The sequence below is a fragment of the Tateyamaria pelophila genome, assembly GCF_019966495.1.
In the GTDB taxonomy this organism is placed as follows: domain Bacteria; phylum Pseudomonadota; class Alphaproteobacteria; order Rhodobacterales; family Rhodobacteraceae; genus Tateyamaria; species Tateyamaria pelophila.
Window position 1 is genome coordinate 12,257 of sequence record NZ_JAIMIA010000063.1, and the last position, 16,420, is coordinate 28,676.

Genomic DNA, 16,420 nt, shown 5'->3' on the forward strand with positions numbered 1-16,420 from the left:
TTGCAGAACAAGTCATCGTTGGTGTGACGCCTGTTTTTCTGTAATACATGCGCAAACCATCCGATCCGTGAGGGAGACCCGCAATGAACGCAGAAACAAAAATCCTGAAAGCCAAAGATGCCCCCGACCTTGGGAGCTTTGATTGGGCCGACCCGTTCCGGCTGAGCGATCAGCTGAGCGAAGACGAGCGCATGATCCAGGCCTCTGCCGCGGCCTATGCCACTGAAAAGCTTGCGCCGCGCGTGATCGACGCCTTCGCCAACGAGACCTCCGAGCCGGAAATTTTCCGCGAAATGGGCGACATGGGCCTGTTGGGCGTGACGCTGCCCGAGGAATATGGCGGCCTTGGCGGATCCTACGTTTCCTACGGTCTGGTGGCCCGCGAAGTCGAGCGGGTCGATTCGGGATACCGCTCGATGATGTCGGTCCAGTCAAGCCTGGTGATCTATCCGATCTATGCCTACGGCTCCGAAGAGCAGCGGCAGAAATACATGCCGAAACTGGCATCCGGGGAATGGATCGGGTGCTTTGGCTTGACCGAGCCGGATGCAGGCTCCGACCCGGCGGGCATGAAAACGACGGCCAAGAAGGTTGAAGGCGGCTACGTTCTGAACGGCGCCAAGATGTGGATTTCCAACGCGCCCATCGCCGATGTGTTCGTGATCTGGGCCAAATCCGAAGCCCATGGCGGCAAGATCCGCGGCTTTGTCTTGGAAAAGGGAATGGCGGGGCTGTCTGCCCCCAAGATCCAGAACAAGCTGAGCTTGCGCGCGTCCATCACCGGCGAAATCGTGATGAAGAACGTTGAAGTGAGCGAGGATGCGCTGCTGCCGGATGTGCAGGGGCTCAAGGGGCCGTTCGGATGCCTCAACCGCGCGCGTTACGGCATCAGTTGGGGGGCCATGGGCGCCGCAGAGGCCTGCTGGCACGCAGCGCGTCAATACGGATTGGATCGCAAGCAATTCGACAAGCCGCTGGCACAAACGCAGCTGTTCCAGAAGAAACTGGCCGACATGCAGACCGAGATCGCGCTGGGCCTGCAAGGGTCGCTGCAAGTGGGCCGTTTGATGGACGAGGCCAAGGCAGCACCGGAAATGATTTCGATCGTGAAACGCAACAATTGCGGTAAGGCGCTGGATATCGCCCGCAACGCTCGCGACATGCATGGCGGCAATGGGATTTCAGGCGAATTCCCCGTCATGCGGCACATGATGAACCTCGAAACCGTGAACACGTATGAAGGCACCCATGACGTGCACGCCCTGATCCTCGGACGCGCGCAAACGGGCCTTCAGGCGTTTTTCTGAAGTCGGCAGGGGGGCTGTCTGCCCCCCCCATCGCCTGACGGCGATGCCCCCCGAGGATTTTTTTGGAACAGAGAAAAGGGCCCCTTGCCGTTGTGAGACAGGGGGCCTGATCGCTCGGGTGTTGGAATTGCGAGTCGTTCCATGAATGCTCGGCGTCTGAGCTTCGAAATCTCGATCTTGCGAATCAATTTCGTGGTTGATCATGACAGTTGGGCTTGGGTGATGACGGGTGTCCACGTGCTGACGCTTCGGCAGAGAAGAAATACAAATCTTCGGCTTTCAAAATCTCTATAGATCATATTGCGTTGATCCTGCGGCCCTTTGAACGAGGCCGCCAATCTGCGCGGTGCAACGCTTTCGGGTGGCTGGTTTTCGCTCTGAGCGTGGATTTTGCACACGTGTGCAAAAAACTGTTGCCAAGTCGGGCTCCGTCTGTCTAGCGTTGGACATCACGCCGTTACGGGGGGTCCCATGGCCGAAATCCAGCTGCGCAACATCAACAAACGGTGGGGCTCTTTCGTGGGGGTCGATAATTTCGACCTGACCATCGGGGACGAGGAATTTCTGGTTCTGCTGGGCCCGTCTGGCTGTGGCAAGACCACGACCATGCGGATGATCGCCGGGCTTGAGGACGCCACCGAAGGCGACATCATCATTGACGGCAAACGGGTCAATGACCTTGACCCCAAAGACCGCGACGTGGCCATGGTGTTCCAGTCCTACGGGCTTTACCCGCACATGAATGTCTACGAAAACATCCGGTTTCCGCTCAAGGTGCGCAAGGTCGATCCCGCCACCCATGACGAACGGGTCCGCCGCGCCAGCGCGATGGTGGAACTGGACGATTTCCTGCATCGCAAGCCTGCCGAACTGTCCGGTGGACAGCGTCAGCGTGTGGCCTTAGCCCGTGCCATCGTGCGGGAGCCAAACGTGTTCTTGATGGACGAACCGCTGTCCAACCTCGATGCCAAGCTGCGCGTCAGTACCCGCGCCCAGATCAAGAACCTGAGCCATGAATTGAAGGTGACCACCGTCTACGTGACCCACGACCAGATCGAGGCGATGACCCTGGCCGACCGTGTCGTCGTGATGAAGCAGGGCAAGGTTCAGCAGGTCGGCACGCCCACCGAGATTTACGACCGCCCCGCCAACACATTCGTGGCCAGCTTTATCGGCTCGCCTGCGATGAACCTGATGGATGGCGAGATGAGCGGCGGCACCTTCACCGGCGATAAGGTTTCGATCTCGGGGCTGCCCGCGGTGGACGGCAAGGTCACGCTGGGCTTCCGCGCAGAAGACGCGGCACTGGCGGACGCGGGCGGTCAGATCACGGCGCCGATCTATACCATCGAACTGCTCGGCGATGCGGTCATGCTGACCGTGCGGGCCGGCGGTCAACTGGTGTCGGTCAAGACCAACAAGGAGTTCCGTGCAGAGATTGGCGACATGGTGTCGTTCTCAATCCCGGCGGGCATCTGTCACGCCTTTGACAGCAATTCCGGCGAACGTCTCGCCTGATACCTCGCCTGCGCGGGGGCACCCGTGTCGGCCAATCAAAGCCGGTGCAGACTTCGAAGATGCACCGGCGCACACCGCAACAGGGAGTTTGCATATGTATTTGAAAAAACTGGCACTTGCGGGCGCTGTATCGCTCATGGGCACCTCGGCATTCGCCGCGTGTTCCTATGAAAACACAGTGCCGTTGAAATCACTGACCGCCGGGTTCGAAGCCTGGAAAGCCGTCACGGACGCCATGGCCGAGTGTGGCAATTTCCAGGCCGAGCTGGATCAGGAATTTCGCACCAAGCAGCCCGCCGCCTTCGAGGCCAACCCATCGCTCTACCACATCGGCGGCGTCTCCAACGGCACGATCACACCGCTGCTGAACGCAGGCACGATCCGTCCGCTGGATGATCTGGTCGCCAAATACGGTCAAAACCTGACACCCAACCAGTTGATCAAAATCGACGGCAAGACGATGGCCATCGCAATGATGGTCAACACACAGCACCTGATGTACCGCGAGGACATCCTCAACGATCTCGGCATCGAAGTGCCGACCACCTGGGACGAAGTCTTTGCCGCCGCAGAGCAGATCCAGGCCGCAGGCGTTGTCGATTACGCCATCGGCTCGACCATGAAATCCGGCTGGAACGTGGCGCAGGAATTCGTGAACATGTATCCCGGGTTCGGTGGCGTGTTCTTCAATGACGACAACACCACAGCGGTGAACTCCGAAGCAGGGCTCAACGCGCTGGCTGCAATGCAGCGGACGCTTGAGTACACGGATCCCGAAGTGCTCGTCAGCGACAGCACCTACGTGCAACAGCAGTTCCAGCAGGGCAAGATCGCCATGTCGAACCTGTGGGCCAGCCGGGGCGGTGCCATGGAAGATGCCGCCGAAAGCTCGGTCGTGGGCAAGGTCAAGATGGCTGCGGCACCGCGGGCCGTGGAGGGCGGTGCGCCTGCCACGACCCTGTGGTGGGACGGCATCGTGATCGCCACCAACATCACCGATGAAGAGGCGGACGCCGCCTTCCGTCTGGCCATGGAAGGCATGGACGAAGACATGGTGACGGCCAACAACGAAGCCGCGATCTGGCTGGTTCAGGGCTACGTGCCCGGTCCGCTGGCGCAAGGTGCCATCGACACGGCCCTGGCCTCGCCCACGGCACCTCCGTATCCCTCCACCACGCAGATGGGCCTGTTGCACACGGCGCTCGGCAACGAATTGCCTGCCTTCCTGACGGGCGAACGCGACGCCGCCGCCACGCTGGAAGCCATCGAAGAATCCTACACAACCTCGGCCAAAGAGGCCGGCGTGCTCTAAGCCACTCACGCGTTGGCCGGGGGCACCCCTCGGCCAACCGCTTTGCCCAGCCGTGCGCGTGATACGGCTGCGTCAAGCGGACTGCGACAGCAGGAAGGACAGACGATGAAATTCAAGACCTTTGCCGCCTTTGTCGGCCCATCCGTCTTCATGATGCTGCTGTTCATCGCGGCCCCTCTGATCTCGGTTTTCCTGCAAAGCTTCCAGATCACCCAACCGGTCATGCAGCAGATCGAAGTGGAAACCTGCACGCCGGGCTTTCTCACCCAGACCTGCACCACCGAACTCAAAACGGTCCCCATCATTGACGACGTGACGGGCAAGACCCAGACCACAACCGAATGGGTCGGCCTGCAAAGTTACCGCAATGTCCTGCAAATGGACAAGGTCTGGGAGGCGATCGGGGCGGGCAGCTGGGGTGACATTCTCCAGATCGACTTCTGGAAAGCCCTGCGCTTTACGCTCTCCTTTACCCTGCTGACGCTGCCGCTGGTGATCGGGGTGGGGCTGATGATTGCGCTTGCGGTCAACAATGCCTCCAAATCCGTACGCGGACCGGTCATTTTCGTCTCGCTCCTGCCCTTCATCATCACACCGGTGATCGGATCGCTCTCGATCTACTGGCTTTTTGTGGGCGACGGTATTCTCACGGTGATGCTCGAACGCTGGACCGGACAGGACATCGCCATGTTCGCCCAAAGCTGGACGATCGAATTGCTGATGTATTTCTACCGGGTCTGGCACGTGGCACCCTTCGCCTTCGTGATCTTCTATGCGGGCTTGCAAACGGTGAACATGGACACGCTGGAAAGCGCCATCATCGACGGGGCCAGCCGGTTTGAACGTTTGCGCTATGTGATCGTGCCCCACCTGATGCCGCTCATTATCTTCATCGCGCTGATCCACCTGATGGATTGCTACCGCGTGTTCGAGGAAATCGTGGGTTTCCGCTCTCAGGCGCATGTGATTTCGCTGCAATGGCTCACCTATGATTTCCTCGTGCCGGATGATGCGGGCAACCGGGCGGTCAGCCGGGCCAGCGCGTCCGCCATGCTGACGATGATCGGGATTGTGCTGCTGCTCATCCTGCCACTGCGCCGCACCTGGCGCGACCACAAGGGAGGGGCGCACTGATGTCCTCGAAGGCAACGGCTCAGCCACTCTCGCTCAAGATCGCCTCCGGCGCGTTCCTCGCCTTCTGGTGCCTGCTCGCCGCGTTCCCCATCGTATGGATCGCGATCATGAGCTTCAAATCACCCCGCGATGCCTTTGCGGCAAGCGCTTGGGACGTCATCGTCGGCCCCGCCACGCGGGCGGCGGGCAACGGGTTGTCGGTGCTCGACATCGTGCTGGGGCTGGCATTCCTGTTCTTCGCCCTGCGCTGGGCCTTTTCCGGCCTGCCCAAGCTGGTGGAGCAATACTCGCCTCCCGGCTTCATCGTGCTGGGCTGGCTGGTCGGGGCGGCCGCCTATGCGCTGGTCTTCCTGCTGGTTTTCTTCGGGGTGCTGCCGTTGGTCTTCGGGGCGCTGAACAGTATCGCAGGGCCGCTCGGCACGCCCGTGCTGGGGCTGACGACGGAACACTACGTGGCGGTCTGGGGCGAAAACCAGTTCTACCGAAATTTCCTGAACTCGATGCTGGTCACGGCAGGGGTGGTGACCATCTCGCTCACCGTCGGCACGCTGGCAGGCTACGGGCTGGCGCGCTCCGGCTCCAATCTCGCCTTCTGGCTGCTCATTCTGGCGCTGATCTTCCGGGCGCTGCCGCATTCGGTGCTGGTGGCGGGCTACCTGCCGTGGTTCATCAATTCCGCCGAGATCCTGCGGCCTATCTTCGGCAATCTCAGCCCGACTCTCTATGGCCAGCCCTGGGCGGTGATCGCCGTACTGGTGTCGATCAACCAGCCCTTCACGATCTGGATGCTGCGCAGCTTCTTCCAGAACATCCCGGCAGAGTTGGACGAGGCCGCGCGGGTCGATGGCTGCTCGCACTTCCAGGCCTTCCGCCGCGTGATCATGCCGGTCATGTGGCCGGGGGTGATCACCACGGGCCTCTTCAGCTTCCTTCTCGGCTACAATGACTTCCTCGTGACATCCTTGTTGCTCGACGCGCAGAACCAGACGATGGTTCCGGCCATCGCGGGCTACTTCAACCGCGAGACCACGACGACGGATCAGGTCGAAGCCGTCGCCGCTGCCGTCTCGATCACGGCCCCGCTGTTTCTGCTGGTCATGGTCTTCCAGCGCCAGATCGTTTCGGGTCTCACCGCCGGAGCCGTCAAGGGATGATCCGGTCCTTCATCTTGCCAGGTAAACTCCCGCCGGAGGCTCCCGACCGCGCCACCGGCGCCACGGCCCTGTTGCGCGCGCCGGCTCCACAGCGCGCGCTGCCGGTGCACAGGTGGTGCACACAGGGTGCACGCCCGGTGACACCCCGGTGCCGGCCCTCGGATCGGGGCATGTCATGAAAGGGTCACGCCCCGAACAAGCGGTGCTGAGCCGTGATACGGACCTCGGCAAAACCGATGAAACCCGCGCCGTGATCGAAGGCATGGTGGACGGTCTCAACGACCACCGGATCGACGATATCGGCCAGTTTTTCGCGCAGAACTTTCGCTGGATGGGTAACACGGGCTGCGGCACCAAGACGGGCCTGCAAGAGTTTCAGGACAACTGGCAACGCCCGTTTCAGGCGGCCTTTTCCGACAAGGTCTGCGTCGATGAAGCACGGCTCTACATGGGCGAATGGGCCGCCGCTTTCGGGCGACAGGAGGCCACGCATTCAGGAGACTTCATGGGGGTCGCGGCCTCTGGAAAGCGTATTGAAATCAGATACATGGATTTCTGGAAGGTCCAGGATGGCCGGATCACCGACAACTGGGTGATGGTCGATTTTCCCCATGTTCTGGCGCAGCTCGGCGTGGACGTTTTCAATGGGGAAGGCTGGGAGGCCTTCGATCGCGGCGACAAGATACCGCCGCGCCCGCAAGCATAGAAGGTAAACACATGACAATTGAATATCTCAAGCGCGGCAAACCCGACGCGGAACGTGCACAGGACGACGCAAAAACCCGTGCTATCGTAGAGGCCGGGCTGGCCGAAATTGAAACCGGCGGAGACGCCGCCGTGCGCGCAATGTCGGAGCGGTTCGATGACTATTCTCCGGCGTCGTTCCGCCTCTCCGAAGCCGAAATCCAGAACCTGATCGCCCAACTCACACCGCGCGAGATGGAAGACATCCGCTTTGCCCAGGACCAGGTGCGCAACTTCGCACAGGCGCAACGGGACTCGATGCTCGACATCGAAGTGGAGACCATGCCCGGAGTCATCCTGGGGCATAAAAACATTCCAGTTCAATCGGTTGGCTGCTATGTCCCCGGGGGGAAATTCCCCATGGTGGCCTCGGCCCACATGTCGGTGGCCACGGCGAGCGTGGCAGGCGTGCCACGCATCATCGCCTGCACGCCGCCCTTCAAGGGCAAACCCAATCCGGCCGTAATCGCGGCCATGCATATGGGTGGTGCGCACGAGATCTATGTGATGGGCGGCATTCAGGCGGTCGGCGCCATGGCGCTTGGCACCGAAACCATTGATCCGGTCCACATGCTGGTCGGTCCCGGCAACGCCTTTGTCGCCGAAGCCAAGCGCCAACTTTTCGGGCGTGTCGGAATCGATCTCTTCGCCGGGCCGACAGAAACCATGGTGATCGCAGATGACACGGTGGACGCGGAGATGTGCGCGACCGACCTGCTGGGTCAAGCCGAGCATGGGTATAACTCTCCGGCGGTTCTGCTCACCAACAGCCGCAAGCTGGCGGAGGCCACGGTGTCCGAGATTGCGCGGATCCTGACGATCCTTCCGACGGCAGACACGGCACGAACCAGTTGGGAAGATTACGGAGAGATCATCTTGTGCGACACCTATGAGGAGATGCTGAAGGTAGCCGACGATGTGGCCTCCGAGCATGTGCAGGTGATGACGGACCGCGATGACTGGTTTCTTGAGAACATGACCTGCTACGGTGCTCTGTTTCTTGGCCCGCGCACAAATGTGGCCAATGGGGACAAGGTGATCGGCACCAACCATACGCTGCCGACCAAGAAGGCAGGCCGCTACACGGGGGGGCTCTGGGTCGGGAAGTACCTCAAGACGCATTCCTATCAGAAGATTACCACAGATGCCGCAGCAGCTGAGATCGGAGCCTATGGCTCGCGCTTGTGCATCCTCGAAGGGTTTGTCGGGCACGCCGAGCAATGCAATTTGCGCGTGCGTCGCTATGGCGGCGTCAACGTTCCTTACGGCGAAGGCGCACCGGCTCGCGACGCGGCGGAATAAGCCTCAAGCGCCGGGGGGCCAGCCCCCCGGACCCCCCGGGATTTTTTGGAACAGAGAATATGGACCGCCATTCACGCCACAAGGACCTGATCGCCCCGTTACGGGCGGCAATGTATGATTTTGATCTCAATGCGCTGCGTGCGTGTTTGCATGATCTTTGCGCACCGGACGTTGCTTTCCGGCTGGCCTTTCCTTTTGAGACGACCATTGGTGTCGACGCTTACCTGGAGAAAGCCTATGTGCCACTTTTGGCCGCCTGGCCCGATCTGGAACGGCGCGATTTCATCGTGATGGCCGGCCCCACACCCGATGATAATGATTGGGTTGGCTGCGGCGGAACGTATGTCGGGACCTTCTCGGCGCCGTGGCTGGATATCCCGCCGACCGGTCATATGGTTCACACGCGCTTTCACGAGTTTTACCGTTTTGAGGGCGGCAAAATCGTCGAGATACAGGCGCTGTGGGACATTCCGGAAGTGATGATGCAGGCAGGGGCCTGGCCCATGGCTCCGTCGCTGGGACGTGAGTGGCACATTCCGGGCCCATCGACCTGCGATGGCCTCGTGCCCACGCCGCATGATGATGCGCAGGGCGAAGCGACCTGTGCGCATATCGTCGACATGCTGGAGCATATGAAGCGCCACCCGTCTCAGGGTGGCCCCGAAGTGATGGAGATGGACCGGTTTTGGCATCCGCGCATGACCTGGTATGGCCCGGCGGGGATCGGTACCGGGCGTGGCATTTCCGGATTTCGCAACTGGCACCAGATCCCTTTCTTGAACGCGATGCCGGACCGCGGCGCATTTGTGGACGAAGTCACCTATCACTTTTTCGGGGACCGGAACTATGCGGCCGTCACGGGCTGGCCTGACATGTATCAGACCATCAGCCATGGCGGCTGGCTGGGCATACCGCCTGTTGGCAAGAAGATTGCAATGCGGTCGCTGGATTTCTGGCGTCTTGAAAACGGGTTGATCCGGGAGAATTGGGTGATGGTGGATCTGTTACACATGTACGATCAGATCGGTGTGGATGTGCTGGCGCGCATGCGCGAGTTTAACAAGGTCAGGGCGGGGTTTGATCCTGTCACAGGGGGCGCGATATGACCCGGCTGCCCCGGACCCCTTCATTCGATCTGAGCGGCAAACGAGTGCTTGTGACCGGGGCATCGTCGGGCATCGGCCTTGGTTGTGCCGTCGCATTGGCCGAAATCGGGGCGCATGTGGTCTGTGCCGCCCGCCGGGTGGACGTGTTGCAAGATGCGGTGGACGCCATGCGGGCCGAGGGATGGAAAGCCGAAGCGCTATCGCTGGATCAAAGCGACGTGGGGGCTGTGGCTGCAGCCTGTGCCACGCCCTTTGATGTGGTTGTGAACTCTGCCGGGTTGGCGCGTCATTCGGCTGCGGTGGATACTGCAGCTGAGGACTATGATGCTGTGATGAACATCAATGTCCGGGGGGCGTATTTCCTGTCGACCCATGCCGCCAAGACGATGATGGCGGCGGGCCGCCCAGGCTCGATCATCCATATCTCAAGCCAGATGGGCCATGTGGGCGGGGTGGATCGGGCTGTTTACTGTGCTTCGAAACATGCCGTTGAAGGGATGGTCAAGGCAATGGCCATTGAATGGGGCAAGGCGGGTATTCGCATCAACACGATCTGCCCGACCTTCATCCGGACCCCGCTGACCGAACCGACCTTCAATGATCCCGAACGGATGGCGTGGATCATGGACAAGATCAAGCTGCCGCGCGTCGGCGAGGTGTCCGACATCATGGGCGCGGTCCAATATCTTGCTTCCGATGCGTCGGGCATGGTGACCGGTACGGCGATGATGATCGACGGAGGGTGGACAGCGGACTGATGGCGGACAAGGTGACAGCACTGGATGTGGCTGAACGGGCGGGTGTGTCCCGCTCGGCGGTGAGCCGTGTGTTCACGCCCGGTGCGTCCGTGTCCAAACGAACGGCGGACAAGGTGCGCACGGCTGCGGATGCGCTGGGCTACCGGCCCAACGTCTTGGCGCGCAGTCTGATCACTGGGCGCAGCCGGATCATCGGTCTTGTGGTGGCCTATCTGGAAAACCAGTTTTATCCCGAGGCCATAGAACGGTTGAGCCGGGCCTTGCAGGCCAAGGGCTATCACGTGCTGGTCTTCATGGCGTCAAACTCGGGCGCAGAAGCCGATGAGGTGATGGAAGAACTTCTGGATTATCAGGTGGATGGCATTATCGCGGCCAGTGTGAGCATGTCCAATGATCTGACCCGTCGATGTGAAGCGGCTGGCATTCCCATTGTTCTGTTCAACCGGGCGCAGGATGATGATCGGCTGTCTGCGGTCACGTCGGACAACTATCACGGTGGGCGCAAACTGGCTGAATTCCTTTTGGCCGGGGGGCACGAGCGCATTGCGCATATCGCTGGCTGGGAAGGCGCCTCGACCCAGCGGGACCGGGAGGCTGGCTTTGTTGCAGGCCTGAAGGCGTCCGGGCAGTCACTGGTGGCGCGGGGTGTTTCGGACTTCAACTTTGCAAAAGCCCAAAACGTTGCTCGCGAGATGTTTGGCGGCGCACAGAGACCTGACGCCGTTTTCGTTGCCAACGATCATATGGCCTTTGCGGTCATGGATGTGCTGCGCTTTGAACTTGGGTTGTCGGTGCCGGATGATGTGTCGGTCGTGGGCTATGACGACGTGACCCTGTCTGCCTGGCCCAGTTACGACTTGACGACCGTGCGCCAGCCCGCCGGGCAAATGGCGACGGCGACTGTGGATATTCTAATGGACCGGCTTGCCGATCCCGATGCAAAACCCCGCCGTGTCGCGCTGGATGGCCCGCTCATCCTGCGCGGTTCGGCCCGTATTCCCAAAGGATGGACCTCATGAAGGGTTTTTCGAACCGGTGGAAAGACTTCCCGGACTATATCATCGGCATCACCAAGGAAATTTGGGAAGACCGCGCTATCGCGACACTTCACCACTATTACAGCCCGGATATCGTGGTGCGATCTCCGGCATCCGTAGTCATCGGCAATGAAAAGGTGATCGGGGCGACAATGGCGACGCTGGCCGAATTTCCGGACCGGGCCTTGCTGGGTGAGGATGTGATCTGGTCCGGTACGCCGGAAGACGGAATGTTGTCGAGCCACCGCATCCTGTCGACCGCGACCCATCTGGCGGATGGCGTCTATGGCCCTGCAAGCGGCAAAAAGCTGCAATACCGGATCATCGCCGACTGCCATGCCATCAATGACCAGATCAATGACGAATGGCTGATCCGCGACCAGACGGCCATCGTGAACCAGATCGGTTGGGACGCCAAGGCATACGCCGCTGATTTGATCACCCGCGAGGGTGGGCCGGAGAATGCAGTGCGTCCTTTGACCCCGGCCACGGATCAGGTTGGCCCCTATAAGGGGCGCGGCAACGACAATGAATGGGGCGCGAAATATGCCGATATCCTGACCCGCATCATGAGCGCCGATATGGCCGTGATCCCGGCGGAATTCGACCGGGCCGTGCAGTCGGAATACCCCGGCGGCACGACAGGCCATGGCCACGGCCCGGTGGATCGATTCTGGATGGGTTTGCGCGCCTCTTTCCCGGATGCAAAATTTACCATCGACCACCGAATTGGTCGCGAAGATGACAGGATGCCGCCGCGCGCGGCTGTGCGCTGGGCGCTGCATGGCAAGCATGACGGATGGGGCTATTTCGGTGCGCCGACCGGGGCAGAGGTGTACGTGCTCGGCATCAGCCATGCCGAGTTCGGCCCTTGGGGCCTGCGCCGGGAATACGCGCTCTTTGATGAGACGGCGATCTGGAAGCAGATCCTGTTGCAAACCGGCTGAGGTTGGGTTTTGCGAACTATTTTGTGCAAAAGGGCGGGCGCGAGGCGTTCCGGTGAAAGTGAACCGACAGGTTACCAGTGGTGTGAAGCACCCAGTGCCTGTGGTCGTCCAAGTGGAATATGCGATGCGATATCATGACGGATTGGTGTCCGTGCCTACGGCACTAGCCGTGCGGGAGACCAAAATTGTAGAGTTGAGACGGCAGGCATGGCGGCTCTGACCGAGAGCATTCTGCCCAAAGCCGCGGGTGGCGCCCGTTTGCTCTGGCGGCACGCGGCCCTCACCCATACCAGTCTTGGCGATCGGATGCCCGACCCCCTGATACCACCTGAAAGGACCAGATCATGACCCCCGCCGAGATGGAGCTGCGTATTGTGCGCTATGGCGACCTTCGCCCTTGCAAGACCGCCTTTATCGACGCCCACACGCCGGGCAGCGATCAAAAGGAAAATTTCACCATCATCGGTGGTGGTGTCTCCGAGAGCCCGGACCAGCACGTGCATATCGCGATCCCGCATGGTTTCAATATCGGAGCGGCCGGCCAACCGCCCAAGTGCCGCAACTCTCTGCATTCGCACCGCACGGCGGAGGTGTTCTTTGTCCTCAAAGGACGGTGGCGTTTTTTCTGGGGCCGTTGGGGAGATGCAGGCGAGGTCGTTCTGGAAGAGGGCGATATCATCAACATCCCGACAGGCATCTTTCGCGGGTTTGAAAACATCGGTACGGATTACGGGATGATCATGGCGATCCTGGGCGGTGATGACGCCGGAGGGGGCGTGCTCTGGGCACCGCAGGTCATCGAGGATGCCAGCGACCATGGGCTGGTGTTGGGTGACAACGGCAAGCTCTATGACAGCAAGAAGGGCCAGACATTGCCTGACGGGGTGGCCCCGATGCCGGTGCTGAGCGAAGACGCGCTGGCCGAGTATCCTGAAATGACGCCCGCGCAAGTGGTTGGCTACGGGGTGCGTCGCTATTGGGACATGGTGTCTTTGGCGGGCAAAGCTCCGGTCAAGGTCATCGGCGAGACCGGGATCATCCGCGACAAGCCCGGTTTCGAGGTTGATCTCGTGACCCGTGCCAGTGCGAGCGACCAGATGCACCAGCATGATCGCCCTTCGGTTCTGATGCCGATGCGGGGCCATTGGAAAGTCACATGGGATGGCGGCAGTGTGACCTTGGCCCCTGGTGATACGATGAGCGTGCCGGAAAACTTGCCCCACAGTGCTGTGCCTTTGATGACGGGCGAGGCATCGCTTTATCACGTGGTGGCCACGGATGACGCCGCGGGGGCGACATGGCTGAGCTAGACGGTGGACCCGACAGCACGCAGGCCGTCTACGAACGCCAGGCCGCCGCATATGACGCAAAACGATCCCGCGCGCTGTTCGAGGCGCGCTGGCTGGCGCGCTTTGCCGCTGGCCTGCCCGAGGGCGGGCGCGTTCTGGACTTGGGATGTGGTGCAGGCGAGCCGATTGCACGCTGGTTCATCGCCGAAGGCTTCAACGTTACGGGTGTTGATTTTGCGGTTCCGATGCTGGATATCGCGCGGCAACGCTGGCCGGACGGCGACTGGCGGCAGGCCGATATGCGCCACCTTGATCTGGACGAGACCTTTGATGGCATAGTCGCCTGGAATAGCTTTTTTCATTTGCGGCCGGATGAACAACGCATCTGCATCGCGCATATGGCACTGCATCTGACACCCGGTGGATCGTTGTTGATGACAGTCGGCCCCGAGGCCGGAGAGGTCAGTGGCACCGTGGGCGACGAGGTGGTATATCATGCCTCGCTTTCACCTGCGGGCTATGCGTCTTGCCTCGAAGAAAACGGCCTGCGCCTGACCGGTTTTCTGGCCGAAGACCCCGAAACAGACAAACACAGCGTGCTTATGGCGCGCAAGGATCAGGAGACCTGAATGACCATCCGCACAACCCATGTCGGCAGTCTGCCACGGACCCAGGAGGTCGTGGATTTCATCTTTGCCCGCGAAAATGAGACTCCGTATGATCAGGGCGCATTCGATGCCGCAATGACACAGGCAGTGTCAGAGACCGTCGCCAAACAGGTCGCGGCCGGGGTGGATATCGTCAGCGACGGGGAAACCTCCAAGATCAGCTATGCGACCTATGTCAAAGACCGCTATACCGGCTTTTCCGGCGACAGCCCGCGCAATGCGCCGGCCGACCTCAAGCAATTTCCGACCTTTCTGAAACGTCTCGCCGATGACGGTGGCACCCCGAAATATGCGCGCCCGATGTGCACCGGGGAAGTCCGCAGCAAGGGGCAGGGTGAGTTGGAAAAGGATATCGCCAACCTCAAGGCGGCGATGGCCGAACATGGAGCGGCCCAAGGGTTCATGAACGCGGCTTCGCCCGGTGTCATCTCGCTGTTCTTGCAGAATGACTATTACCCGACCCGCGACGCGTACCTTGCCGCGCTGGCCGACGCGATGAAGGCCGAATATGAGACGATTGTGGGTGCCGGTCTTGATCTGCAACTGGACTGCCCGGATCTCGCGCTCAGCCGTCACATGCTGTTTGCCGATCTGAGTGACGCGGAGTTTGTGAAAATCGCCGACGCCCATGTCGAAGCGCTCAACCATGCGCTGGCGGATGTGCCTGCGGAAAAGGTTCGCGTCCATATCTGCTGGGGCAATTACGAGGGGCCGCACACCTGCGACATCGCCATGGACACGGTCTTTCCCACATTGATGGCGACAAAATCCCGATATGTGCTTTTTGAGACGTCGAACCCGCGCCACGCGCATGAATGGACCGTGTTCCGGGACCGCAAGTCAGAAATCCCCGATGACAAGGTGCTGGTGCCCGGCGTGGTCGATACAACCACGAACTTTGTGGAACACCCGCAGGTGGTCGCCCAACGGCTGGAACGGTTCACGGACATCGTGGGGTCAGATCGCGTGATCGCAGGCAGCGATTGTGGTTTTGGCACTTTCGCAGGCTTCGGCGCGGTCGATCCAGACATCGCCTATGCAAAGCTTGCCGCGCTGTCGGCGGGTGCCGCAATGGTCAGGGGGTAAGGCATGGAAGACACTCTGCTGGAGTTGCTGAAATCCGTCGATACGCCCACCGTTTGCAACGCAATCGAAGTGGCGCAGGGCAAGCGTGGCTTTAACGGATTTACCCGAGGGACCATGCTCGCCTCCGATCCGGCGGGCGTGATGGTGGGCTATGCCCGCACCGCACGCATCCGTGCCGTTGCCCCGCCGACAGAAGCACCCGACGTGATCAAGGCCCGGCGCATGGCCTATTACAAATATATGTCCGAAGGTGCCCGGCCTGCCATCTGCGTTGTGCAGGATCTGGATGTGCCAAATGCTATAGGGGCCTATTGGGGCGAGGTGAACACCAATATCCACAAGGCCTTTGGCCTCTCGGGCACGCTCACCGACGGAGTCATGCGGGATCTGGCGGATTTGGCAGAAGAGTATCCGGTTATTGCGGGCTCCGTCGGGCCAAGCCATGGCTATGTGCATGTGGTCGATTTTGACCGGCCCGTGCGCATCCATGGGCTTGATATCCACCCCGGTGACTTTGTCCACGCGGACCGGCACGGTGCCGTTGTGGTGCCACCGGATGTGATCCATTCCCTGCATACGGCGATCGAAACGCTGATGCGCTCGGAAAAGATCGTGTTCGACGCGGTCAACGGCAAACACGTCACCTTTGCCGAGTTTGAAACCGCATGGGCCGCGTTCGAGGCAGCGCGCACGTGATCCGGGCGCTGGCCCTTGTGCTGGCCCTGACCCCGATGTTGACCCAAGCAGAGGAGACTGTGATGGAGCTTACCCCCAAATGGGAATATGTCGCTGATACCGTGATGGGCGGTGTCTCGCGCGGGGAAGCCACGCAAACGGTCGTGGACGGTCGCGCGGCGATCCGGCTGACCGGGGAGGTGTCGCTCGACAATAATGGCGGCTTTGTTCAGATCGCCTTTGATCTGGGCGAGGGAGGTGAAACCTTCGATGCCAGCGCATGGACAGGCATCGCCCTTGATGTATTAGGCAGCGGACTCATAAAACTCGATCCACAGCCTGACGGATGCCAGTTTGATCATCGACAGGAAATTGCGTGATGT

At 60.7% G+C, this 16,420-nt stretch carries 16 protein-coding genes; all 16 read left to right on the forward strand.

Going from position 1 to position 16,420, the window contains the following annotated elements:
• The first annotated feature begins 83 nt into the window (after positions 1–83).
• The 16 genes from LC354_RS17390 to LC354_RS17465 all read left to right on the forward strand — a co-directional run bounded on the left by LC354_RS17390 (position 84) and on the right by LC354_RS17465 (position 16,417).
• The gene (locus LC354_RS17390; protein ID WP_223426211.1) at positions 84–1,307 is read left to right on the forward strand and encodes an acyl-CoA dehydrogenase; all 1,224 of its coding nucleotides are present in this window, start codon (positions 84–86) and stop codon (positions 1,305–1,307) included.
• A 471-nt stretch (positions 1,308–1,778) separates the two neighbouring features.
• The gene (locus LC354_RS17395; protein WP_223426213.1) at positions 1,779–2,825 is read left to right on the forward strand and encodes an ABC transporter ATP-binding protein; all 1,047 of its coding nucleotides are present in this window, start codon (positions 1,779–1,781) and stop codon (positions 2,823–2,825) included.
• A 94-nt stretch (positions 2,826–2,919) separates the two neighbouring features.
• Entirely contained in the window at positions 2,920–4,137 is a 1,218-nt protein-coding gene (locus LC354_RS17400; protein ID WP_223426219.1) for an ABC transporter substrate-binding protein, read from the forward strand.
• 105 nt (positions 4,138–4,242) lie between these two features.
• Positions 4,243–5,271 carry a carbohydrate ABC transporter permease gene (locus tag LC354_RS17405; RefSeq protein WP_223426220.1) on the forward strand — a complete coding sequence of 343 codons (1,029 nt, stop codon included), beginning with the start codon at positions 4,243–4,245 and terminating at the stop codon, positions 5,269–5,271.
• Positions 5,271–6,425 carry a carbohydrate ABC transporter permease gene (locus LC354_RS17410; RefSeq protein ID WP_399203810.1) on the forward strand — a complete coding sequence of 385 codons (1,155 nt, stop codon included), beginning with the start codon at positions 5,271–5,273 and terminating at the stop codon, positions 6,423–6,425. The genes LC354_RS17405 and LC354_RS17410 overlap by 1 nt, the downstream gene beginning before the upstream one ends.
• A 175-nt stretch (positions 6,426–6,600) precedes the next feature.
• Positions 6,601–7,131 carry an ester cyclase gene (locus LC354_RS17415; protein WP_223426222.1) on the forward strand — a complete coding sequence of 177 codons (531 nt, stop codon included), beginning with the start codon at positions 6,601–6,603 and terminating at the stop codon, positions 7,129–7,131.
• A gap of 11 nt (positions 7,132–7,142) precedes the next feature.
• Positions 7,143–8,471, forward strand: a complete 1,329-nt coding sequence (hisD, locus tag LC354_RS17420; RefSeq protein ID WP_223426224.1) for a histidinol dehydrogenase — start codon at positions 7,143–7,145, stop codon at positions 8,469–8,471.
• A 59-nt stretch (positions 8,472–8,530) separates the two neighbouring features.
• Entirely contained in the window at positions 8,531–9,577 is a 1,047-nt protein-coding gene (locus tag LC354_RS17425; RefSeq protein WP_223426226.1) for an ester cyclase, read from the forward strand.
• On the forward strand, positions 9,574–10,335 hold the full coding sequence (locus LC354_RS17430; RefSeq protein WP_223426227.1) for an SDR family NAD(P)-dependent oxidoreductase: 762 nt from the start codon (positions 9,574–9,576) through the stop codon (positions 10,333–10,335). Before LC354_RS17425 ends, LC354_RS17430 begins: the two co-directional genes overlap by 4 nt.
• Complete coding sequence (locus tag LC354_RS17435) at positions 10,332–11,354, forward strand: LacI family DNA-binding transcriptional regulator (RefSeq protein ID WP_223426241.1); 1,023 nt, start codon at positions 10,332–10,334, stop codon at positions 11,352–11,354. Before LC354_RS17430 ends, LC354_RS17435 begins: the two co-directional genes overlap by 4 nt.
• A complete protein-coding gene (locus LC354_RS17440; protein ID WP_223426229.1) occupies positions 11,351–12,319 on the forward strand; it encodes a nuclear transport factor 2 family protein in 969 nt (322 codons plus the stop codon). The genes LC354_RS17435 and LC354_RS17440 overlap by 4 nt, the downstream gene beginning before the upstream one ends.
• Positions 12,320–12,663: 344 nt before the next feature.
• On the forward strand, positions 12,664–13,629 hold the full coding sequence (locus tag LC354_RS17445; protein WP_223426230.1) for a cupin domain-containing protein: 966 nt from the start codon (positions 12,664–12,666) through the stop codon (positions 13,627–13,629).
• On the forward strand, positions 13,617–14,237 hold the full coding sequence (locus LC354_RS17450) for a class I SAM-dependent DNA methyltransferase (RefSeq protein ID WP_223426232.1): 621 nt from the start codon (positions 13,617–13,619) through the stop codon (positions 14,235–14,237). The genes LC354_RS17445 and LC354_RS17450 overlap by 13 nt, the downstream gene beginning before the upstream one ends.
• A complete protein-coding gene (locus tag LC354_RS17455) occupies positions 14,238–15,362 on the forward strand; it encodes a cobalamin-independent methionine synthase II family protein (RefSeq protein ID WP_223426234.1) in 1,125 nt (374 codons plus the stop codon). It begins immediately after the preceding gene.
• Positions 15,363–15,365: 3 nt separating this feature from the next.
• Positions 15,366–16,058 carry an RraA family protein gene (locus LC354_RS17460; RefSeq protein ID WP_223426236.1) on the forward strand — a complete coding sequence of 231 codons (693 nt, stop codon included), beginning with the start codon at positions 15,366–15,368 and terminating at the stop codon, positions 16,056–16,058.
• Complete coding sequence (locus LC354_RS17465; protein ID WP_223426238.1) at positions 16,028–16,417, forward strand: CIA30 family protein; 390 nt, start codon at positions 16,028–16,030, stop codon at positions 16,415–16,417. Before LC354_RS17460 ends, LC354_RS17465 begins: the two co-directional genes overlap by 31 nt.
• The last annotated feature ends 3 nt before the right edge of the window (positions 16,418–16,420 follow it).